Source organism: Paenibacillus sp. J31TS4 (assembly GCF_018403265.1).
Lineage (GTDB): Bacteria > Bacillota > Bacilli > Paenibacillales > NBRC-103111 > J31TS4.
Map to the genome: position 1 here is coordinate 391,506 of NZ_BOSI01000001.1, position 21,865 is coordinate 413,370.

13 protein-coding genes are annotated in these 21,865 nt (G+C 55.1%); 4 read left to right on the forward strand and 9 right to left on the reverse strand.

What is annotated here, in order from left to right; genetic code table 11:
• Nucleotides 1–22: 22 nt before the first annotated feature.
• Entirely contained in the window at nucleotides 23–2,635 is a 2,613-nt protein-coding gene (gene ppsA / locus KJS47_RS01765; protein ID WP_213522257.1) for a phosphoenolpyruvate synthase, read from the reverse strand.
• 502 nt (nucleotides 2,636–3,137) lie between these two features.
• On the opposite strand from ppsA, the gene KJS47_RS01770 reads away from it, so the two are divergent.
• Together KJS47_RS01770 and KJS47_RS01775 are read left to right on the forward strand one after the other, a co-directional pair.
• Nucleotides 3,138–3,983: an SDR family NAD(P)-dependent oxidoreductase gene (locus tag KJS47_RS01770; protein ID WP_249716044.1), complete on the forward strand. Its 846-nt coding sequence runs from the start codon at nucleotides 3,138–3,140 to the stop codon at nucleotides 3,981–3,983.
• A 314-nt stretch (nucleotides 3,984–4,297) separates the two neighbouring features.
• Nucleotides 4,298–4,723, forward strand: coding sequence for an exosporium protein C (locus KJS47_RS01775; RefSeq protein ID WP_213522259.1), 426 nt, complete (start codon nucleotides 4,298–4,300; stop codon nucleotides 4,721–4,723).
• 231 nt (nucleotides 4,724–4,954) lie between these two features.
• Here the strand turns inward: KJS47_RS01775 and KJS47_RS01780 are convergent, their stop codons facing one another.
• From KJS47_RS01780 to KJS47_RS01800, 5 genes are all read right to left on the reverse strand, one after another.
• Entirely contained in the window at nucleotides 4,955–6,529 is a 1,575-nt protein-coding gene (locus tag KJS47_RS01780; RefSeq protein WP_213522260.1) for a SagB family peptide dehydrogenase, read from the reverse strand.
• 22 nt (nucleotides 6,530–6,551) lie between these two features.
• On the reverse strand, nucleotides 6,552–8,492 hold the full coding sequence (locus tag KJS47_RS01785; protein ID WP_213522261.1) for a TOMM precursor leader peptide-binding protein: 1,941 nt from the start codon (nucleotides 8,490–8,492) through the stop codon (nucleotides 6,552–6,554).
• On the reverse strand, nucleotides 8,489–10,396 hold the full coding sequence (locus KJS47_RS01790; RefSeq protein ID WP_213522262.1) for a putative thiazole-containing bacteriocin maturation protein: 1,908 nt from the start codon (nucleotides 10,394–10,396) through the stop codon (nucleotides 8,489–8,491). Before KJS47_RS01790 ends, KJS47_RS01785 begins: the two co-directional genes overlap by 4 nt.
• A 695-nt stretch (nucleotides 10,397–11,091) precedes the next feature.
• Nucleotides 11,092–12,528, reverse strand: a complete 1,437-nt coding sequence (gene aspA, locus KJS47_RS01795) for an aspartate ammonia-lyase (protein ID WP_249716045.1) — start codon at nucleotides 12,526–12,528, stop codon at nucleotides 11,092–11,094.
• Nucleotides 12,529–12,923: 395 nt separating this feature from the next.
• Nucleotides 12,924–17,228 (reverse strand): collagen-like triple helix repeat-containing protein, encoded by a 4,305-nt coding sequence (locus KJS47_RS01800; protein WP_213522263.1) that lies wholly within the window; start codon nucleotides 17,226–17,228, stop codon nucleotides 12,924–12,926.
• Nucleotides 17,229–17,727: 499 nt separating this feature from the next.
• On the opposite strand from KJS47_RS01800, the gene KJS47_RS01805 reads away from it, so the two are divergent.
• Both KJS47_RS01805 and KJS47_RS01810 read left to right on the forward strand, forming a co-directional pair.
• Complete coding sequence (locus KJS47_RS01805; protein ID WP_249716046.1) at nucleotides 17,728–19,419, forward strand: thiamine pyrophosphate-binding protein; 1,692 nt, start codon at nucleotides 17,728–17,730, stop codon at nucleotides 19,417–19,419.
• Between the two features lie 37 nt (nucleotides 19,420–19,456).
• On the forward strand, nucleotides 19,457–20,314 hold the full coding sequence (locus KJS47_RS01810) for an SDR family oxidoreductase (protein ID WP_213524914.1): 858 nt from the start codon (nucleotides 19,457–19,459) through the stop codon (nucleotides 20,312–20,314).
• 83 nt (nucleotides 20,315–20,397) lie between these two features.
• Here KJS47_RS01810 and KJS47_RS24215 read toward each other — a convergent pair whose 3' ends face one another.
• The 3 genes from KJS47_RS24215 to KJS47_RS01820 form a co-directional block, all read right to left on the reverse strand.
• The gene (locus KJS47_RS24215) at nucleotides 20,398–20,532 is read right to left on the reverse strand and encodes a hypothetical protein (protein ID WP_283772046.1); all 135 of its coding nucleotides are present in this window, start codon (nucleotides 20,530–20,532) and stop codon (nucleotides 20,398–20,400) included.
• Nucleotides 20,533–20,605: 73 nt separating this feature from the next.
• A complete protein-coding gene (locus KJS47_RS01815; protein WP_213522265.1) occupies nucleotides 20,606–21,250 on the reverse strand; it encodes a TVP38/TMEM64 family protein in 645 nt (214 codons plus the stop codon).
• A gap of 49 nt (nucleotides 21,251–21,299) precedes the next feature.
• Nucleotides 21,300–21,767, reverse strand: coding sequence for an SRPBCC family protein (locus KJS47_RS01820; protein ID WP_213522267.1), 468 nt, complete (start codon nucleotides 21,765–21,767; stop codon nucleotides 21,300–21,302).
• Nucleotides 21,768–21,865 lie beyond the last annotated feature (98 nt).

Consider the following 21,865-nt stretch of genomic DNA (forward strand, 5'->3'; position numbering starts at 1 on the left):
CATCCGTTGAGGGATTCCGCCACTACAAGATTTCGATATATCCTTCTGTTCCATGCACGCGAATTCGCTGCCCATCTTTTATCAGCATTGTGGCATTTTCAACCCCAACAACGGCCGGCAAGCCATATTCACGCGCGATAACGGCTCCATGGGTCATTAATCCGCCAACCTCGGTGACCAAGCCTTTTATCGATACAAACAATGGTGTCCAGCTAGGGTCGGTAAAGGAGGTGACTAATATATCTCCATCCTCCAGATCCGCATCCTCCATATTTAAGATGACGCGCGCTCGTCCTTCTATGACTCCGGCGGAAACGGGCAGCCCCACAATCGCATCGGGCGGGACATGTTCCCGATTGTACTTGCCCGCTATGATTTCACCTTCAGAAGTAATGACTCGCGGCGGAGTCAGTTTTTCATATAATTTGTACTCGTCTTTTCGTTTGATGATGATCTGGTAATCCAGCTTCTTGGTGCGTACGACTTCGTGAAGCTCTTCAAAACTGAGGTAATAAATATCCTCTTTCTCATGAATAACGCCCGCTTGTACGAGTTGCTCGGCTTCTTGCAGCAAAGCCAGTCTATAAACGATGTAGCGATTCATATAGCCATATTTGGGATATTCGCGATACCCGATGAAATTCCGGACTAGATCGATCATTCGTTTTGTCTCTGCAGCTTTTTGTTCCCCATCCGGTAATGCCTTCAATCGCTCTAGTAACTCTTGTTCTTTTTCCAGTGCCTCCTGTCGTCCTTGCTCAAATTTCCGTTTGCTTTCGTTTGGCTCAAAATTTTTGATGTTACCCAGAATGATTGGGATGAGTGTAATTGGTTTCTCGCTCCAACGCGTTCTGGTTATATCAATTTCTCCGGCACAACGCATTCCGTATTTGTCGAGAAAAGCCTGAATCGCGGCTTGGGCTTCCAGTCCGCCATCAAACGTAACCAGATCTTCCAAAAAGGTATCTTCTTTTGCAACCTGTAAATACTCCATTACTTGTGGATACGGACGAATCGCATCTGCGACGTCCAATAGCGCCAGCCCCATTTCAGAAGTGATGTTGCCCGGCACAGATTGAGAAATCGTGTCTGCTGCATTTTTTTCATCCAACCACTCCATCATGTTTTCATTGATCCATGAGGAAGCATTCATCGCTGTCATGAACACAGCCGTGCTTTGTGGGTCGAATAAGATCTTCTTTAATTGCTGGATATCTTCCAGGATAAAATCAAACAACTCCGCTCCCGATCTCGTTCGGATGCTCTGTTTGAGCTCTTCTATCGATGTTTGAGTACGTTTAATCAAATCAGAAACGATTGTCGGATCATTTTCGATTTGTGGTTGAACCCCTGTAGGCGGCCTGCCTACCCTGCTATTACTGGTGCCCAGTTCTTTATTTTCATTTGGCAGCGATTTGATAAAATTCCGTTCTATTATAGTCAGTAATGCGTCTTTTATGAGCGGATCGGATTGACCCAGAGTATTTAAAAAAGTTTCTCTGCTGACAGGGGAAGCCAGCATACGTGTAACATCAACAAACAACCTTCCACCTGCTTTACGCATGGGTGCAGGAGTGATCATCAGGTAAAAAGACAATCCCAATGGTTTTATCGGGTCCGTCATCATTTGCTGGTGGCCGACCGATAGGTAAACGTGGTTGTCTTGATCATTCGCTTCCGGGATCGGGAATAAAGTCGTGATGGGCCGGCTCTGGACGATAGAAAATGCACCATCCGCCAAGCACCATTCGATATCTTGCGGCTGGCCGAAATAAGCCTCGATCTGTCTCCCGATGCGTGCAAGTTGTAAAATTTGTTGGTCGGTCAGGGTTTGAGTCTGCTGCTGATCGGGGTCGATCGGGCGGGTCTCCGTTCCGCCTTCTTTACTTGCGTAGATAGCCAGCTTTTTGGTCTCTATCCGTTTCTTGACGATCTCCCCATCCCGTACTTGGTAACTATCGGCCGACACCAAGCCGGAGACGAGCGCTTCTCCAAGTCCAAAACCGGCATCAATGGACAGCAGCGTTCGATTGGAAGTCATCGGATCAGCGGTGAATACGATCCCGGATGCCTGTGGGAACACCATCCTTTGCACGACAACGGCTAAAGAAACTTGCTTGTGGTCAAATCCATTTTGGATCCGATAGATGACCGCGCGATCCGTGTATAGAGAAGCCCAGCATTTGCGGATATGCTGCAGGATGGCTTCTCTGCCGACAATGTTCAAATAGGTGTCTTGTTGTCCGGCAAAAGAAGCATGCGGCAGATCTTCGGCAGTCGCACTGGAACGCACGGCATAAGCATGTTCTTCGCCATACCGGGAGAGATAGTGAACAACAGCTTGCCTAACGTCGTTAGGCATTTCTGAATCCGTAATGACTTGCCGAATCTTCCTGCTTATTTCCCCAATTTGCTCTCGATCTTCTGCTTTTAGCATCGTTAGTCGATCCAGCAAAGCGTGATAAGATTCGTTATGATCGATGGCTTTCTGATAACTTAAGGTTGTGACGCAGAATCCTTCTGGTACTTGTATCCCTTCCATCCTTGCTAATTCCCCTAAATGATGACCTTTGCCGCCAACAAGCGTAAGCTGCGTTTTGTCCATTTCCTGAAAGCCGAGAACCAATGAACTCACTCCACATCTCTCCTAACCATTCATTTAAGAAGCATTTGACAAGGGGGAATCGGCATGGTATACTAAGTATGTAGGATAAGATATTTGCGCCCATGATTGCTGAAGTCAGTCGTGGACTCATTATAGCATCGTATGTTTTTATAGGCAATCCAAAAAAACCTGGCGAACCGGCCAGGTTCTTTTTTATTTTCGCTCCTATCCTCGTTTGAGCCTACAATTTAATCTACACTTCCGTACCGTCCTGAGTCTGGACATCGACTTGCATCGTTGAAGCTCCTTAATAAGCTGCCGGATCGCTTGCTTCGTGCTTCGGTTCTCGAGAATCGCCAGCAACAGTTCCGCCCCGTTCCGGCTGCTTCACCCTTCAACAGTTTGACCGCCTCATCCGCGATGATTTCGCCATTCTCCAGCATGGAAATGACCTTCTTCTCATGACCCCATTATGACACTAGATGACATATTTACTAGTGTATGATGAAAGAAATAACTACGAAGGAGTAGGATGAGCTTGAAGAGACTTGCTGGGAAAATCGCTCTCGTAACCGGAGGAAGTCGGGGGGCAGGACGAGGAATAGCCGTTGAACTTGGGAAAGCCGGAGCAGTAGTTTATGTGACCGGAAGAAGTTTACGAGGTACTACTACACATGGTTTTCCAGGTAGTATTGATGAAACTGTCGAGGAGATTCTAAACAATGGAGGAAAGGCTTACGCATGTCGTTGCGATCATACCAATGATGAGGATACACAAGCTTTGATCGAGAGAATCCGAAAGGAACAAGGACGTCTCCACATACTTGTGAATAACGTTTGGGGACTGCATGACTTGGAAGTGAATTTACAATCCAAACCTTTCTGGGAGTATCCGCTGTACTTGTGGGATGCTATGTTTCAGAGCGGAGTACGTGCACAAATCGCGACAAACCATTATGCGCTCCCACTTCTGTTGGAAGCTGATTCTGGATTAATCGTACATACCACATTTCGGGATCAGGATAAGTATTTGGGAACTTTCTATTACGACCTTGCCAAGAATACGATTAACCGCTCCGTATTTGGATTAGCTCATGATCTTAAAAACACTAAGATAACGGTGGTAGCGGTCTCCCCTGGTTGGATGAGAACAGAACTGGTATTAAGGAATTTCGATACAGATGAGGATCATTGGAGAGAGGTTGAAGCTCTTCAACACACTGAGTCGCCGTATTATATTGGGCGAGCTGTGTCTGCCTTGGCAGGGGATGGCGAAGTGCAGCTTAAAAACGGACTGGTGCTACAAGTTGGTGATCTTGCCCGGGAATACGGATTCACCGATATTGATGGGCGAATCATCCCCCCCTTTCTACTATAATCAGTTAGAAGGGCCGCCAACCGGCTATTTACCGAGCGGAACGCTCCTAAACCTGCGCGAATACTATCCAATAAGACGAAAGAGCAATTCCCTTCTTGCAAGGAGAATTGCTCTTTTTTTACTTTTGGCGTCATACCACATTTCCGAAGAATGATTCGTCCATCAGCGAAAAAACCAATTAGATGCATGATCCCTCTGCACCATTGCTCGCCTGATCATTTATAGGATAGGAATGCCAATTCCACCCTTGTCCAATCAATCTCTCCTTCTCCAACATAGTTTGGAGGTATCAAAAGAAAGAGGAGTTGATAGTTTTGGCACGTATCCTTGATAAAGCTTCCGTCCAGCCGCGCCGCAGATTCAACCTGGCAAACCCAGTCACGATCAAGCGTTCGCCGGCAAGAACCCGCCTTGCCACAATTACTTTACGAATTCCAATGAATTCGAAACCGAATCGGGTAGACCTTGTAGCAACCGTTGGTGTTCGCGGTGTCACAGGCATTGCCCAAATTCTTTTTAGAGTGTTCCGCGACGGAGTAGAAATCTACAACACACAGCAAGGGATCGAATCGACCGGATCCGAGCAAAATTATTCGGTTACGTTTCAGGCGGAAGATAGAAATGTAAGAGCGGGTTCCCGCGTTTATACGGTCACAGCAGAAAACCGTACGGCAAACACAAGAGCGGTTGTTGTTGGCCCTATCTCGTTCAGCGGGTTAGCCGTTCAAACGAGAACCTAAATCGACTAGTTGATTAGGACCAGCGCAGCTGAAATTCGATCAAGCAGACGGGATTAGAGGGCGGCTTAGCCGCTCAGTAACATCGTGATCTACCTTAAGGGCATCGGTGATCGCAGCTCTGATAGATCTCCATCATTTCGGCTTCCTATCCGGAATATGGTCTATGAGCGCGTCATCGATGCCCCAATTTTTTGGAGCCAGTTGGATTCTCGAGCTTCGGACATCCGTCTGTCAGCTGTGCAATGCCCCTTCCAGACGGGGACGCTGCCGATAGGGTGCGAGCGGTATTTGGATCAAAGCGGTCTTGCCCTGATCCGGCAATTTGTAAATATCATCAATCACACTCGGAAGAAACCCTAGCAGCGGCCTCCCTCCCATGCCCATGGCGGTTCCCGCCAGCAATAGCCGCTGAACAAGCATCCCCGCTTCCATTTGTTGAATCCGGTACCCTCGGTAGCTTAATTCCGATACGAGGTGATCCTTATCACCAACTACATGCAAGCATAGCGGTACCTGAAACAGATTGACGTTATCCAGCGACATTCCCTGCTGAAGCCTGAACCGATGATCGCCCGGAAGAACTCGGCGTAACAGATGAGCGGCGTGGTCATAGTGATAAGCACCGTCTGCCATGCCGTCCACGTTATACATACATCCATACAATGAAATCCGCGATAGAGGTTCGTCATGGGAACCCGTCAAGTCGTTGGAATAGGTGAAGGAAGCCACCGCCTCCTGCAGCAGAGCACCTACTTCCGTTTGGGACAGCTTGCTCAATACGAAATCCGATTCCGGCGAATACCGCTTCCGAGAAACCGAGGCAAGATCATAGGACAACCGTTCCACGCGCGGTAAGTAGACAGCCTGTAAGCCGCTGTAAGCCCTCTTTTCCTCCCCTACTTGCCGGAACGATCTTGTGGAATGCAGCATGGACGCTTCGTTCATCATGTTCAGCATCGGGGACTGCTTGACTCTCTGGGATCTCATGTAATGTTCATGCCGAACGGCCGGCAGCTCCCGGCACAACTCTAACGCTGTGACCTCTCCTTCCCCACTTCTTCTATGGAACCAGGAGGCCGCGGGCTTAACGGAAAGCGGCATGACCGCATACACGCTCTCCTCGTGATCGGATAACCCAATAAGATGGTTGACCGCCCGATCGAGAAACTGGAAGTACACACCCGTTTCATACCCGAATCGTTTCGCTGCTTCTAGAAATTGCCCGATCAAAACGCCTGTGTCCAGACCTTGCAGCCGATAGGCGAAATTGCTGTATTTGAAGGCATTCTTCCAAAACTGAACGGACACGAACACAGCGCCAAAGCAGCCGGATAGATCGCATCGATTCCCGAGCGCCCGGGCCACATAAGAATCGAAATTCCCTTCCCGAAGCAGAACCAACCGGTGGTGTGCCGCGTCATAATGATAAATGCCGGCAGGAGCCTCCGCCATCCTCAGATAGACATACAATTCGTTCGGGTAGAGACCTCCGCCCGATGGGACAAACCGCCTGATCATCTGGATCGGTCCAGCTGATGGGGAGATGGAGTTCGCTGCGGAAAGCTGGCTCAATTGGGTGAGGCCATAGACATGCCAGAGGAAATGACCGATGGAATCCGGATCCGGCTCGGCGGGTGGTCTTTGTCCGCTAAGCGTTATAGGGACTTCCGAGGACAGAGGCACGACCGGCAGGCTGCGATAAAGCTTGTAGGGAAGCGGCGCATCCTCCCAATCGATCTCCCCATCCGGCGACTTGGTTTCATGGGCATCTGCATGAAGATCACGCAGGAATGCTTCCAGATTCATCCTCTTCCCTCCTCATGCGGGTTTACGGGAACGGATGCGGATGCGGGTTGAGCTGGTCCGGAAGCAGCGGCAGCTTCGTATAGCCAAGCTTTGCTGGTACGTTCAAAACTCTCGGTAACCCGGTCACTCGGATCAAATGATGACCGAATGTCATGGGAAGCATCCCGGGAATCAGCACTTTCACACAGGCCATCTCGTTCCGTTTCAATTCGGGCGTTGTCTGATCGACCACGATCACATCGAGGTCCAGCTGACGGAACGCGAGAAGGACGTCTTTCAGATCTTCGGTCAGGTCCGAATGCAACGGTTTCGGACGGAACTCATCCTGAAAGGTTCGCATCGGGCGGTTTTCCTCCAGCAGAAATTGCAGCCGCTCCCCTGCCGGCGGTAAGCTGTACAGCATCGCATGATCATCCATTTCGCGCACCAGCAGCGGGTCATGGAACATTTGTTCGTTGCGTTCCCGGTTCTTCTCGACCTTGTCGTCAAGAGTAAGCATCATGCCCGCTATTTCATGAACGGCGCTTTTGGCCGCCCGAATGGGATCCGGATGGGCTCCTGCCGCACAGATCAGATGGATTCCCGTTGCTTTCGTGTTTGTCGCCAATGCCCATATGCTGGGGATTCCGTTCTCCATCGTCGCATTGAACAAATGCACGTCGAATCCGGCGACGGCCTGCACGCGTCTTACCATCAATTCGAGTTCTAGATCGTCCGCAGAGAGAGGATCGAGCCGCGGGAGCGGAAGCTGCGCGTACCAAGTCATCAGGAAGGAATCCCGCTCCACCACTTCCAGAATGCCGTACAAAATAGCCTCCTCCAAGCTTCCTCCGAGCGCGCAGCCATTGGATGTTTCATAGACGAACCCTTGTCCGCAGCTCGTGCTATAGTAGGCTAGCTGCTGCGGAACCAGAATCGGACATTCCCGCATAAACGAATAGCCCCACACCCAATCGATTGGGTCGTCCGGAGAAAAGGGCTTGAACGGAAAACCAGGCATTTCATACTGGTCCTTCGTGTATAAGCCGACCGAGGCTGGATCCAGAGCCTGCTCCGCCAGATGGCGGTAGCTGCCTCTGATCATCCCCCTCTTGCCGCGGGGAGCCGTTCCGCAGTACCGCTCCAATCCTTCCAGAATAGCGGTCAGCTCGCTGTCGGCGTAGCAATGCGTCCGGCCAGCCGTCGCCTCCTCATGGTTAAACATCGGAAGGTGGACGATCGTATCGGCAAAGGGAGAGACGAGATCGATCAGCTTGCCGTTCAACAGTCCGGTTTTATAATCGAGATACTCTTGTGTCAAGAAGCTCGATAGCTCCTCGAGCGTTCGGCAGCGGAAGCTGTTCTCGCTCATCTTGGGTCTAGGCTGCAGGGAAAGTCGAGCCGTCTCCGGCGTGTCTTCGGGCAAACGGCCGCATACTGGGCACAATGGGTCCGGAAGGAAGAAATGGCTGGTGCAGGTCAACGTTCTCATATCTATGTAGATCATCCGCTCTTCCGTACGGGGCGGGATGCCCCGGAGCACTCTCTCTGTTTCCATCGCGAGCAGGCAGGCCATCTGGAACAATCCAGCATGCGATGCCCACGCATCGCTCGCCGCCCCTCCGGTCTCCGCCAGACGCTGCTTCAGCATCCACATCTCCTTGCGATCGCGTCCCGCCATGAGGTGGCGGGTGTCGGCGCATTCGGTACACCCGGGGATTCCGGGGCGAACAAGCGGCCCGATCACTCCCTCGCCGAAGGCGACGAAGCCTCGCAGCCATGGAATGGCGGCTGTCCGCATGCGTTCTTCCAGCTTCTGATGGACCGAAGGCCGCCAGCCGTCATGCAGCACCAAGACGAAATCGGTCGCTGCCGGAAGCTCGGCGTCTCCATCTTGCAAACGAACCAATCGGCAAAGAGAGGAGAGCTCTCTGCAGACCAGGTCCGCCAGCTCTCCATCTCCAACAATAGCCACTGTGTTCATACGAACTCCTCCTCTCGCAGCAGCACGCCGTACACGCCCGCAAGTTCTTCCTTCAGGAACGGTTCCACCGCCAGGTCCATAACGGAGAGGCTCTTGCCGTTCTTCTTCAGAATCTGTAGAGCTTCCCGCAAAATGTCCGAATGTGCGGCTCCTTCGCCGGAAGGGATCGGCAAATCCCACGCGGCTTCCCTGCCCAGCAGCACCACAGAAGCTTCCGCCGCCGCTTGAGCTTCGTGGCGGGAGGAAGGATTCTGCACCTCTTGCACCGCTGCCTTCAGCGCCTTTTGCAAAGCTATGGTGATCGTTATCCCGGAACTGCCGAACCAGGCATCCCCGGAACCCACCCATACTGTAGGGAATCCGGACACTCCTTCTCCTAATCCGATAACCGGCATTCCTCTCATAGCGGTCAATGCCTGCAAATAGTACCGGCAGCGTTTGTCCTCCACTGCCGTTAACCGCACCGGAGTGACCGCTTGCCTGCGAACCTGTTGCCGCTTGGCCAGCTGCCCGGCCAAGTTGGCCTGCAATCCGCGCACCACGCCTTCTGCAGCCGTTTGCCCGACCCCGATCCCGACAATTTCCGTTGTTTCGACAAGCGCGCCCGCCAATCGGGTCACATACGCTTCGATTCCGGATAGTCCCGCTTCCCGCCTCGCTTCCTCATGTGTCAGACCCGCAATGACTTGATCCGGCAGCAGCTCCGCCGGTCCTTCGGATAACGGGTCGACCGCTCTTACGCGGCATTGAGAGAGCGGGAGCTGCTTCAAGTCTCCCTCCTCCCACGTATGGAGTATCCCTGTTCGTTCCGAGGTCAGTCGGCTAAAATAGGACAGCAAACGGGTCGGTTCGCTTCTGTCCGTCTCTTCAAGCGCCAGTGGAACCTGCTCGGCTGCCTTGCATCCGCGTATCAAGGGATGCGGCAGGAACGGATGCCAGCTGCCTTCCAATGTTTCCAGATCAAGCTGAAAGAACGCAGTTCCCCGCTCTGCGACTCCGGTAACGGTTTTAAACAGCTCGAACACGATGACATTCGCCAGCAAGGCCCCCGCAGTGGACGAGAAGACATGGCGATCCGGTTCCTTATAGACCGCTGTCTGGTGGAGCCGGCGCCAAGCCGATTCCCAGCAGCCCTCGGACTCCGGATGGACGACCGGGCCAGCGATTCCCGTCTGGTGCAGGAACATGGCCGGCAGCAGCACCTTCTTTTCCGCCCGGCAAAGCGCTTGCAAACGCCGGAGCTCCTCGATCTTTCCCTCCTGAGACACATAAAGAATCCATTGGAAAGGCTCTATCGCTTCCCGCCAATCCTCCTCTCCTTCCGGCAGCGAAATCTCTTCCAACAGTACCTCCGGATCCGTCTGGCGTGCTTGCTCCGCCAAAACGGCCAGCCGCTGCCGATTCGTCGAGGCGGGATCCGTTATGGCCATGTGGACCTGGGGCAATCCCGACTCTAACAATGCAGACACCAGCGATACGAAGAACGGTCCCGATCCGACCGCTAAAACGCGGGCTTGTCGATAACAGGCAAACCGATAGGCTCCGGAATCGCCGATGCTGTCTAAAAAAGCGATTTGGGCGGCATGCTTGTCGACAATCGCTTTCGTTAAAGGATGAGGCCGGTCCTGACTCACATCCCGGACAAAGCCCTTTTGGAGCAGCGCATCCGCGATTTGATAGACATGATTCCGCTGCGGGTGCGACAATCCGCTAGTAATAGCCTCTAAGGTAGCTTCTCCATTGAACATGGGGATCAGGCTCTCTATCCATCGATCAATCATCTCCCCTTCCATTTGAAAGGTGCCGACGTTATTCCGGAAATAGACGCCATTGCCGTTCGGAGAGGGGAGATAAAAGGTATCCGCCTTTACTTGCAAGCGTGCTGCCGGGGTCACATTTGTCATTTCACTCCTCCTTACTGTTGCAGAATTATCCTATGTATTCCCTCTTTGTCCTCATGCCCCGCCGACAAGCATAGAGAAACACCCCTGACAACCGAAGGCTGTACAGGGGTGAGCCGTTCACCGCGAATCGAAGCGGCTTCTCAATAGACTGATCTGGGTTACCGACAGCGAGGGCCGAATCCGCATCGGCCGGCACAGAAGCCACCGCATCGCCCGGCACAAAAGCCACCGCATCGCCCGGCACAAAAACCGCCGCAAACTCCAGCGCAAAAACCGCCGCAAACTCCAGCGCAAAAACCGCCACAGAACCCAGCGCAAAAACCGCCGCAAACCCCAGCGCAGAAGCCGATACCGACACAGAGCCGGGAAGGATCAGACGGGTTGAAGCCTTGATCGGCTGTGTACGGGTTCTGCTGGTTCCAAGGCGTCATCTCCCCGACCTGAAACTGGGAGACGCTCAAGTGTTGAAGATCATTTTGTGGTTGCATCATAAGGAAAACCCTCCATAAATCATGGTTTCGAGCACTTGCATGCTTTCAATATATGGAGGAAATCCGCACTTGTTACTGACGCAAGCGCCCATTTAGTAGGCCAAGGCCCAGATCAACCGATTCAAGGCCTGCGAACGCTTCTCCGTCGACAAACAAAAAAGCACCTCCGCTGCTGCGGCAGGTGCCAATGTGTATAAGCTTCTATTATTGACGATCGAGCAGCGCTTTGCCCGCAATGCCCGGATGGGTCATCTCATACGGATTCAGAATCAGGTCGAGCTCCTCCTCGGTGAGGACGTTGTACTCGAGGCAAAGCTCGCGGACCGATTTGCCGGACAGGATCGCTTCTCTTGCGATGCGCGCAGCCGTCTCGTAGCCCAGATGCGGATTCAACGCCGTGATGATGCCGACGCTGTTGTCCACGTACGATTTGCAGCGCTCCACGTTCGCTTGAATGCCTTCTACGCAGTACTCGCGGAAGACCCGGAACGCTTGGTTCATCATGCTGAGCGATTGCAGCAGGTTGAAGAAGAGCACCGGCTCCATGACGTTCAGCTCGAATTGACCCGCCTCGGAGGCCAGACAAATCGTATGGTCGTTGCCAATCACCTGGAAAGCCACCTGGTTGATGAGCTCGGCCATGACCGGGTTCACTTTGCCCGGCATGATCGACGAACCCGGCTGCCGCGCCGGCAGATTAATCTCCCCGAAGCCCGCACGCGGACCGGAAGCCATCATCCGCAGATCGTTTGCGATCTTGGACAGGTTCATCATGCAGACCTTGAGCGTAGCGGAAACCTCCGTATAGACGTCGGTGTTCTGCGTGGCGTCGACCAGATTCTCGGCACTGACGAGCGGGAATCCGCTCTCGTCCGCGAGCAGCTCGGTTACCCGTTTGATATAGGCCGGATCGGCGTTTAGGCCGGTGCCCACTGCGGTCGCTCCCATATTCACTTCGTACAGATGCTCGCGCGTCCGCGAGATCCGCAGCTTGTCGCGGGTCAGGACCCGGGCATACGCTTCGAATTCCTGGCCTAACCGGATCGGCACGGCGTCCTGCAGATGCGTGCGGCCCATTTTGATGACGGCGTCGAATTCCTTGGCCTTCGACTCGAAGGTGCCAATCAGCTCGTCCATCGTCGCAAGCAGCTGGTTCAGCAAGGACAGTGTCGCGATATGCATTGCGGTCGGGAACGCGTCGTTGGTCGATTGCCCTTTATTGACGTGCGAGTTCGGACTGAGGGAGAAGTAATCGCCCTTTTCGCCGCCGAGAATCTCAATCGCCCGGTTCGCAATCACTTCGTTCGCATTCATATTGATCGAGGTACCCGCACCGCCCTGGATTGGGTCCACAATAAACTGGTCGTGGAAGCCCCCGGCCAGAATCTCGTCCGCCGCTTGTACGATTGCTTCGCCAATGTTAGGCGGAATCTGGCGGACATGCATGTTGGCAAGCGCCGCACATTTTTTGACGATTGCCAGCGCCCGAATCAGCTCGGGGTGGATCCGATATCCCGTGATCGGGAAGTTCTCAGCCGCGCGCAGCGTTTGAATCCCGTAATAGGCCTCTTTCGGAATTTCCTTGCTTCCCAGAAAATCCTTTTCCAACCGATACTCCATGGATTTGTTAGCGTTTTCCATAATCTGTCGGCAACTCCTTCGTTTTAGCGAAATGTTCGACGGTCCGGCAAGCGCTTTCGTTACTACTCCGAACGGCCGGGAAGAGCTGCTTCCCTAGCATCCCAAGCAGCACTTGATAGTGCCTGACTCAGACTTTATTGGTCAACAAAAAAATGTCCCGCCCCTGAATGCGCACAGCGTGCGCGGGCGAGATCGAACAAGAAAATCATACATCAAAGTGGACTTGCGGTCAACCACAGGTCAATTGGGGTTCGTTCGGTCGGCACATCCGCGCGCAGGCTCTTTCGGTTCGGCAATTAAAGAGAACCCCGGCGTCTGATGACGCCGGGGTTCCGATCCCTTAGTGCCGTTCCGTTCTGAGCTGCCGTTCGAGAAGCTCCCACGCCAGAGATGTCTTAGGGAGTCCCGGACTTACCTGGAGGATTTCTAGGCTCCCCCGGATGATCCGGTCTACCCGGCTGCCCGGGTATTCCCGGATTCCCTGGCGCGCCCGGATTGCCCGGCTGCTCAGGCTTGCCTGCACCTGTGACAATCAGCTCCAGCGTGTTCGACTGTACACTTTGCCCGTCCAGCGTGATCGTCGCTGTTATCCGGACTTTTCCAGGCTTGTTGACACGTATCGACTCCCGAGTGACCGTTACGGCATCCGGATCGCTGACGGCAAAGCGGATATCTGCCCCCGCCAGCTCTCTCGTCCTTCGACCCTTCTCCAGAAGTCCCTCGATTGACAGTGGCAGCCGTGTCCCTGCGGCGAGCTTCGTCACAGGAACGGATAGCTCCGCACCTGTCAGCTTAAGAATGAGCGCGGGGTCCGTGTATTTGTAGAGCTTCGTCCCGTCCGCCGTGTACAGATAGAAGTGGCCGTAATCGTCTTGGGCCACCTTCTGCGTCTTGGTGGCGAGCACCTCCACCTGCTTCGACTCCACGTCGACCTTGAAGAAATTCCCACCGACCGTCGCATAGAGATTCCCGTCGGTTCCTGTCTCGAACGAGCCGTCGATCCAGCGGCCCGACGCGCTCGGGAACGCATCCTTGCTGAAGATCACCCGCTTCGTCTGCGGATCGAATTGAAAGAGCGCTCCGTTCGCAAGTCCCCAGATCATCCCGTCCGGCCCGACATGCAGAGCCGTGATGGACTGCTTGCCCGGAACCGGAACGGTTTGGTACACCATCTCTTTCTTGTCGACGTCCCACATGAACAGGACGGCCTCCGCCGCCTTGGGTGTGCCGCCCTGGCCGCCGTGAATGGAGGTGCCGCCATACAGCATGCCGTCCTTGTAAACGAGCGACAGAATGCTCTGGTCCGGAACCAGATTCCAGTAAATCTCGGGTTCCGTCCGGGTGTTCACGTCATAGACGGCCAGCGCGCCGCCAAGCAGCGCGTTCTTCGGCACCGTCCCAACGAACAGCTTGCCTCGATCGTCCGCTCCCGCCATGGCGAACGGCCGGTCCTGCAGCGTATAGCCGGGAATCTGTTCATTCTTGGACATGGTAAAGATTTGCACCGGGTTCAGCTTGTCGGAATTGTCCCGGTTCCACGGCTTCGCCAGATCGTATTCATAGATCTTAGCATCCGGATAGATGCCGAAGTACATCTTGTTCCCCACGACCGTCATGCCTTCCGACTGGCTGATTCCGTTCAGATACATGCTGGTTCCGGACGTCGGCGTATGAACGCCAACGTTGCCGGCCAAGTAACCGGTTGTGTAGATTTTGCCGTCCGGCCCTTTCCCGATATCGTGAATTTTGATCGGCTCGGCGGGGAGCGCAACATCCGTCAGCTTGACGTTGCCGGTCGCCAGGTTATACTTAAACATCTTGCCTCCGTTACCGGACAAGCCGACCAGGCTGTAACCGGGGAAGCCTTCCTCCTGGAGCTCCAAGTATCCGTAGGCGATTGCCGCGCCGTCTATGCTCACGCCGAGCGAACGGTACGTATCCTTGTCCAGATCATACTCGAACATCTTGCCATTGACGCCTGCATAATACAGCTTGTTTGCGATCGGAGACTTCGGGGACACGCCTCGCGAATAGTTGATGAGCGAATAGCCTTGTTCCCCCGTATCTCCGTTCGTCAGCAGCACTTCGGCGCCCGTGCGCGCATCGAGCACGAACGTCTCGAAGCTGTTGTTGGCCTCCTTGCGGGCAAACAGCTTGCCGCCCACCAAATTGAGGTCATAGACCGCAATGATGTTGCGGTATTTTTCCGGCAGAAGATCCTTCTTCGTTCCGGTGGCCATGTCGTATTCGACCAGTCTGGGCTGGTTGCCGACACCGGCATAGATCTTGTTTGTTTCGGGATCGACCACCGTGACGCGCACCCAGCGTTCTCCCGAGTTCTGGACGGCCATCGTGCCAAAATCGGTGAACTTGTCGGTAGCCGGATCATATTCGTAAATACTGCCGGTCGAATACGTGCCCCCGTACATTTTGCCGTCTTTGCCGGTATCCATCGGATACAGCACCGCGTCTTTCGAGGCGAGCGGATGTCCGAGATTCTTCATCTCGCCGGTGGACGGAATGTACCGGTACAGGAGACCGAGATTGTAGGCGCCGAGATAGACGGAGCCGTCGGAGGACACCTTGACCGACCAGGCGCCTTCCGTATTCGGCAGCGGCTGGCTCGCGATCACCTGCTCCGTACTGACGTCTATGACGGTGAAGATGGACGGCGAGCCCTGCACGACCGTATAGAGAACGTCGCGCCCGTCGCCGTATTTGCCCAGATCGCCTCTCATGATCGTCGCTTTTCGAACCTGCACGCCGAGATCCTGCGCGACATTTTCGATCGCGTTGACCGGAACCGGTTCTTCAGCCACAATGTGGTCCCCTCTGACCAGCTTGACGTCGTCCACGTAATAGGTAAACGTTTTCGTTGGGCTTCCTGCGAACAGGATAGCGGCATAGCGGGCCTCCGAGGGAACCTCGGCCTTGACCGCGTTCGTAAACCAGGAGCCGGTCGGTTCCGCCTTGATGCTGTACTGCTGCTTGTTCAAATACCGGCCGTCCGCGTCAAAGTAACGGACATACATATCGGCAGAACCGTATTCGACAAATGTCCGTGCCATCGCCGTATACGTCATTCCCGGCTCGACCGGAATCAGGTCGCTGATGACGTTCAAATATTTGCCGGGCGTATTCTGCAGCTTCAAGCTGTGCGTGCCTACCGCGAACTTTTCATCCGTCACAGAGAAGGAGGGAGCATCCGCCGCGGCGTTGACAGGCTGCCAGCCCGGAATCTTGCCGCCCACGGTCTCCTGCTCGAACCCGCCGTTCGGAATCGCCTTCATCAGGCTAATGTTATCCAGGTAAAGCTGGTAAGTCTTCTTCATGCCGGAGATCATCGCCACTTTAGCTTTTTTGCCACCGGGCTGCACCTGGAATGTCCCTTCGGCCAGCTCCCACTTGCCGTCCGCCGAGCCGGCCAGCTTGTTTACATAGAGATGGAAGGCGGAGCCGGTAGGCCCGGGGATCTGTCTGCCCGCCTCGTCGTACACATAGACATAGAAGCCCTCCAAGCTGCCCGCCTGCAGCAGCACGCTGGAGGTAAGCGAATAGACGGCACCCTCCTCGACGTCGATGAGATCGCTCTCCACGTTCACGGCGGGGCCGACATTCGCCTCGTTCTCGATGTATAAGCTGCTCTGCCCTTCATAAGCGGTCGTCCGGCTTACGCTAACTTTTCCGGACTTGACCGTCCAGCCGGGAATGGCACCATCCGCTGCCGGCTCTTCGAACCCGGCATTTCGGAGGAACCGCTGCGGCTCGGAGACTTGAGGCGGCTCCTCCTGCTTGGTTCCCAGGACGAATACCTCTTCCGCAAGCCGTACGTTATCCCAATAGCTGATCCCGGTCGCCGCCTTGCCGGATACGGCCACTACCGAGACGGCAGCCGCATCTGCGGGTGCGGAAGCGGTAACCGATAGGGACTGCCAGCGGCCGGCCGGTCCGCTCGTAAAGTTCGGATCATGAACGGCGATGCCGCCTTCCGATGTCGGGATCAAGGTTCCGTTAGCCCGATAGAACCTTGCCTGCAGTTGGACGGAGCCGCTGTCCAGATAGACGTCCGCCGTTACCGTATAGGATGCTAGAGGCGTGACGGCACTTTTCGAGCTTTCCGCCGCGAAATTGACGGTATCGCGGTCCGTCAGCTGCAGACTTGCGGTTCCAGCCACATAGGTTGCCCGGGAGACGGACAGCCCCCCGTTATTCCCCGTGCCCAGGATCAGGTTCCATCCGGGCACGCCCGCATCGGCTGCCGGCTCTTCGAACCCTCCGTTCGCCACGGGCAGCTGGCGCACGAACGTCACGTCGTCCCAGTAGGCGATTCCTTTCTTGCTCTTCCCGGTCACGAGGACGATAGAAGCGGTGGCCGCTCCAGCGGGTGCCGCCGCTTCGACGAAGAGAGGCTGCCATTGGTTAAGCGGACCTTCCTGGTAGAGCGGACTCGCTTCCACAATTCCTCCCGACGCCAGAAGCTTGTCGGCGCTGTCGTAAAACCGGAGCTGCATATTCACCGCGCCGCCCTCCAAGTAGAAATAAGCGCCAGCGCGGTAGTTCTCCCCTGTCTTAACGGGCATTCGGACGCTTTCGGCGCCGAAGCTTGTAGTCGTATCGCGGTCGTCCAGCATCAGGCTGCCGCTTCCGCCGCGGCTGACTGTCTTGGATAAGCCGACGGTTCCTGTTTTTCCAGTCCCCAAATTTTGCGTCCAGCCGGGGATAAGGCCTGACGACAAGGGCTGCTCGAACCCCGGGTTTAGCAAGGCCGGAACAGGCACCATCCCTCCTTCCGCCGCCTGGACGAATGGCATACCTGCAAACATGGAAAGAGTTAGACACCAGCACAAGAAGACTAGCAATGCTCTAGGCAGAACCAACTTTCGCACGGAGACGCCTCCTTATCTCGATTCAATTTTCCTGGACCAGTTCACCCGCCGCATCGATTGTTTCCCCGTCCCCCTTCATCGATAGGAGGTTCCCACCTCTCTTCTGAATAGTTTCGAAGTTCGAATGAAAGCGCTTTTTTGCAAGCTTACTATATCACAGATGAACGGATATAGACAGGACTTATACCTGTCTTTATCTCACTTTCGTCCTTAAGTCTCAAGTCGAGAACGAATTTCCCTTGCATGCTCCCTTCCACTGGATAAGGAGCAATAATGTTGCACAACCTTTTCCATAATTGGAGGTGAACATGACATGATGAGCTCGAAACCGAAAAACAGTGCGGCACCCGTACCGGTCCCCAAGCTGCCTGCTTCCGCTACGGTGGCAGACGTTATTCTGGAGCAGCTTCGTCTGTGGGGGGTCCAGCGGATTTACGGAGTCGTCGGGGACGCCATCTTTGGACTTCTGGACGCACTTGCCAAGCAAGAAGCCATTTCGTTCATCGCGGTCAAGCACGAGTCCGTCGCGGCTATGATGGCTTCGGCGGAGGCTAAGTTAACCGGCCGCTTGGCAGTATGCGCCTCCCAAATGGGACCGGGTCTCGCCAATCTGATCAACGGGCTGGGGGACGCCTATCTGGACAATGCCCCAGTTCTCGCCATCACCGGTCAAGCGCCGCTTGCCAAGATCGGCACGTCCTATAAGCAGTTCATCCATCAGCAGCAGCTGGTCGGACCTGTCTCGTCCTCGAGCGAATTGGTCGTTCATCCGGAGGCGGTTGTCGATTCCTTGACGCAGGCCATGAGTACGTCTCTTCTGCAGCAGACCGTTACGCATTTGTCTATCCCGCAAGACGTGTTCCTCCAGACAGCAGCGGGTCCGCCCCGGGCCCAACCGATGATGCCCGTTCCTTGCGCCGCGCCCGATGCCGTCCTGCAAGCGGTGCAGATCATGCAATCCGCCAAGCGGCCTGTCATGCTGGTCGGCAGCCGAGTCCGAGTAGACTCGGACGTGCTGCAAGCAATGGCGGACGCATGGGGCTGTGCCATCGTGATGAGCTATGGCGCGATCGGCCTCGTCCCCGATTCGCATCCTTCTTTGTTACATGGACTTGGAGAGGGCGGGAATCCCCATCTCGATGCGCTGTTCCCGCAAGCCGACGTCGTCCTGGCCATCGAGACGTCTTGGTGGCCGAAAAGCTTGGCTCCGGCTAACGCCAGGATTATTCAGCTTGCCAAGCGGCCGGGAAGCATCGGAGGTTCGGTTCCCGCGGATCTTGCCATCGTTGGGGAGGCGGCGGCTCTTCTTCCAGACTGGTTGGAGGAGATGAAGCAGTCGTATAAGCCCAATCCCGCTTGGCTGGAGCAGATCCGCAAGTGTAAACAAGCATGGTCCGTACAGCGGGAAAGCGAGTGTCGGCCATCGGCCTCGCCTCTTGCTCCTGCGAGGATTATTAAGAGCCTAGAGCAATCTATTGCGAGTGACGCCGTCATTGCCTTGGATGAAGGAAATTCCACCCTCTGGTTCCTCCGCTCTTTCCGGGCCTCCTCTCAGCGCATCGTCCTCTCCGAACACTGGCGGACGATGGGATTCGGGCTGCCTGCGGCCATGGCGGCCAAGCTGTGCTTTCCGAACAAGCAAGTGGTCTGCATAACGGGCGACGGCGGATTAGGTATGGTGCTGGCCGACCTGCTGACAGCCGCGAGGTACCGATTGCCGATCCTTGTTGTTGTTTTCAACAATGGAGCGCTTCAGATGGAACGAGACAAAATGATCAAAAAAGGGCTGCAGCCGGAAGGAACCGAGCTGACCAACCCCGATTTCGCCAAAGTAGCAGAAGGCTGCGGCTGGACGTCCTTCCGGGTGGAAACGCTCGACCAATTGGAACAGGCCCTTGCACGATGGAGTTCCGGCGGTGAACCGATTTTGCTGGACGTGGCGACCGCATCCATTCCCCATCCGGATTTCACGAATGAACGAGAGGAGCAACTTCACAATGGCTAATACGACAACCGAATCGCATACCCCGGCCTCTCCGGGCATGTCCCCCTTTCCTCCCTACCCTCCCCAGCACCAGTCCGATCAGCCGGGCATGGAATCGCTGATGGAGCCAAGACCCGTCTACGACAATCCGGCTTACAAAGGAAGCGGCAAATTAACCGGCAAAGTCGCGGTCATCACCGGCGGTGACAGCGGACAGGGACGGGCCATTGCGGTGGCTTTCGCCAAGGAAGGCGCCGATGTCGTCATCGTCTACTTGAACGAGCATGCCGACGCGGAAGAAACGAAGCAGGCGGTGGAGCAAACCGGCAGACGGTGTCTCGCGATCGCTGGCGATATCGGGAGCGAGCCGTTTTGCCAGCAGATCGTCGAGCAGACGATCGCGCAGTTCGGCAAGCTCAACATTTTGGTGAACAACGCTGCGGAACAGCATGTTCAGAACGGCCTCCAGAACATTCCGTCCGAACAAATGGAAAAGACGTTCCGCACCAACTTCTTCTCGATGTTTTACTTGACCAAAGCGGCCCTCGCGCATATGCAGCGGGGAGATACGATCGTGAATGCGTCATCGCTCACTGCCTACGAAGGCAATGAGCAGCTGATCGACTACTCCGCTACGAAAGGCGCGATCGTCGCGTTCACCCGTTCCTTGTCAAAATCGCTGCAGAGCCGCGGCATTCGGGTCAACGGTGTCGTCCCGGGAACCATCTGGACGCCGCTCATCCCGGCTTCCTTTCCGGCGGAGCAAGTAGCGCAGTGGGGAGCGAAGACGCCGATGAAACGGGCAGGCCAGCCGTATGAAATAGCTCCGGCTTATGTTTACTTGGCCTCCGACGATTCCTCCTACGTCTCCGGGCAGTTTATTCACGTGACGGGCGGCGTCATTATGAACGGATGACCGAGGACTCCCGTTACTCCAGACGATACGAGAACAGACCAAACAGGCAGGCCGTCGGCTGCCTTCGTTGACTAGGCGCGACACTACCCTTTGACCGCTCCCGTGACGAGCCCTTTTACAAAATAGCGCTGGAAGCTGAAAAACAGCACGAGAACCGGGAATAGCGCGAGGCTGATGCCGCCGAACAAAAGACTCAGATCCGCCCTGTTGTATAACATACAAACGGCCCGGCTGCACAGTTTCCGGCAGCACAAAAAAGCCGCTCTGCCACGATTTGTGGACAGAACGGCCTTACTCCGCTTCCTCGGCGGGAGAAGGAGCTCTCCTACGGTACCAGCGATAAGCGAAAAACCCTGCAGCGACGAGCAGCGTGTATAGCAGAACGGTTCGACCGGCACCGAACAAGTCGGCTGTCGCCTGCTCGCCAACCAGCGCAAAAGTGAACATGACGGGGAGCTTTCCGAGGCAGGTGGCCAAAGCAAAGACCCCGATCTTCATGCGGCTCAAGGCCGCAGCGGCGTTGACGGCCTGCGCCGGAACGAATGGAAGCAGCCGGGCGGTGAGCACCGCCCAAAAAGCGTTGGTTTCCATAACGCACAGGAAGCGGTCCGCTCGTCTGGAGCGGCTAATCCAGCGCCGCCCCTGTTCCCGGAACGCCAGCCGGACGATCAGGAACAGAATGATGGCCGCCAGCGTCGAGCAGGCAACATTAAGAAGTCCGCCCGCCACTGCTCCGTACCGTGCTCCTATTAGTCCGGCGATAATGCCATAGGGAATCGCCGGCACGAGTGCGAAGAGGACGGCCGCTCCGGCTAGCCAGATGAACGTGCTGCCTGTGACGTCCGCCTGCAGCCAGTCCAGAATCGGCATCTTGTACATCCAGATGACGCCGATGCTGATCACGTACAGCAAGAGACCTATCCATTTGGTGACCATTCCGACTTCCTTTCTTCTGCATGGAGTTCTCTCGCGTGAAGCCGGGACGCTAACGGTTTACGTGTGCGTCGGGAGCCTTGTCCGCCACCAAGTTGAGGAGGACGTTGTGCTCAAGCAGAGCCTTCAGTCCGCACAGCACCATGGTGTAGCCTCCCATTGCATCCAGTGCTTGCTGCCCGGCCTCTTCCTGCGAGCCCGGGAACCCTGTGTTCGTAATCGTGACGAACGTCTCCTGCTCGCTGCGCGGAACAAATCGCCATTCGACCGTTGTTCCATCCGAGCAGTGAACCAGGATGCGTTCGTTAGGCTCTAATGTATGGACAAAGACTGTGTCCTGGACGCCGTACATCTCCCATTCCCATAGAATCGATGTTCCTTCCTCCAGCCGTCCGCTGCTCCGGGTAAACCAAAATTTGGTCGTGACGGTCGGATCCACGAACGCTTCATAGACTTCATGTACCGGTCTGCGGATGAGCATTTCCGTCTTCACAACAGGTCCTTGCTCTTCTGCTTTCATAGGATCACTCTCCTTCTCTACATGTAGGCTATCCATAGATTAACACAGGGAATGAGCGGCTTGCTTCTCTCCTTTTGCTCGATCGGATACAGACGGCA

Bases quoted from the DNA above. Each gene is read 5' to 3' on its own strand.
- KJS47_RS01770 (WP_249716044.1), top strand. From the start codon at position 3,138: ATGAGCTTGAAGAGACTTGCTGGGAAAATCGCTCTCGTAACCGGAGGA.
- KJS47_RS01780 (WP_213522260.1), bottom strand. From the start codon at position 6,529: ATGAATCTGGAAGCATTCCTGCGTGATCTTCATGCAGATGCCCATGAA.
- KJS47_RS01785 (WP_213522261.1), bottom strand. From the start codon at position 8,492: ATGAACACAGTGGCTATTGTTGGAGATGGAGAGCTGGCGGACCTGGTC.
- KJS47_RS01790 (WP_213522262.1), bottom strand. From the start codon at position 10,396: ATGACAAATGTGACCCCGGCAGCACGCTTGCAAGTAAAGGCGGATACC.
- aspA (WP_249716045.1), bottom strand. From the start codon at position 12,528: ATGGAAAACGCTAACAAATCCATGGAGTATCGGTTGGAAAAGGATTTT.
- KJS47_RS01805 (WP_249716046.1), top strand. From the start codon at position 17,728: ATGATGAGCTCGAAACCGAAAAACAGTGCGGCACCCGTACCGGTCCCC.
- KJS47_RS01810 (WP_213524914.1), top strand. From the start codon at position 19,457: ATGTCCCCCTTTCCTCCCTACCCTCCCCAGCACCAGTCCGATCAGCCG.
- KJS47_RS24215 (WP_283772046.1), bottom strand. From the start codon at position 20,532: ATGTTATACAACAGGGCGGATCTGAGTCTTTTGTTCGGCGGCATCAGC.
- KJS47_RS01815 (WP_213522265.1), bottom strand. From the start codon at position 21,250: ATGGTCACCAAATGGATAGGTCTCTTGCTGTACGTGATCAGCATCGGC.
- KJS47_RS01820 (WP_213522267.1), bottom strand. From the start codon at position 21,767: ATGAAAGCAGAAGAGCAAGGACCTGTTGTGAAGACGGAAATGCTCATC.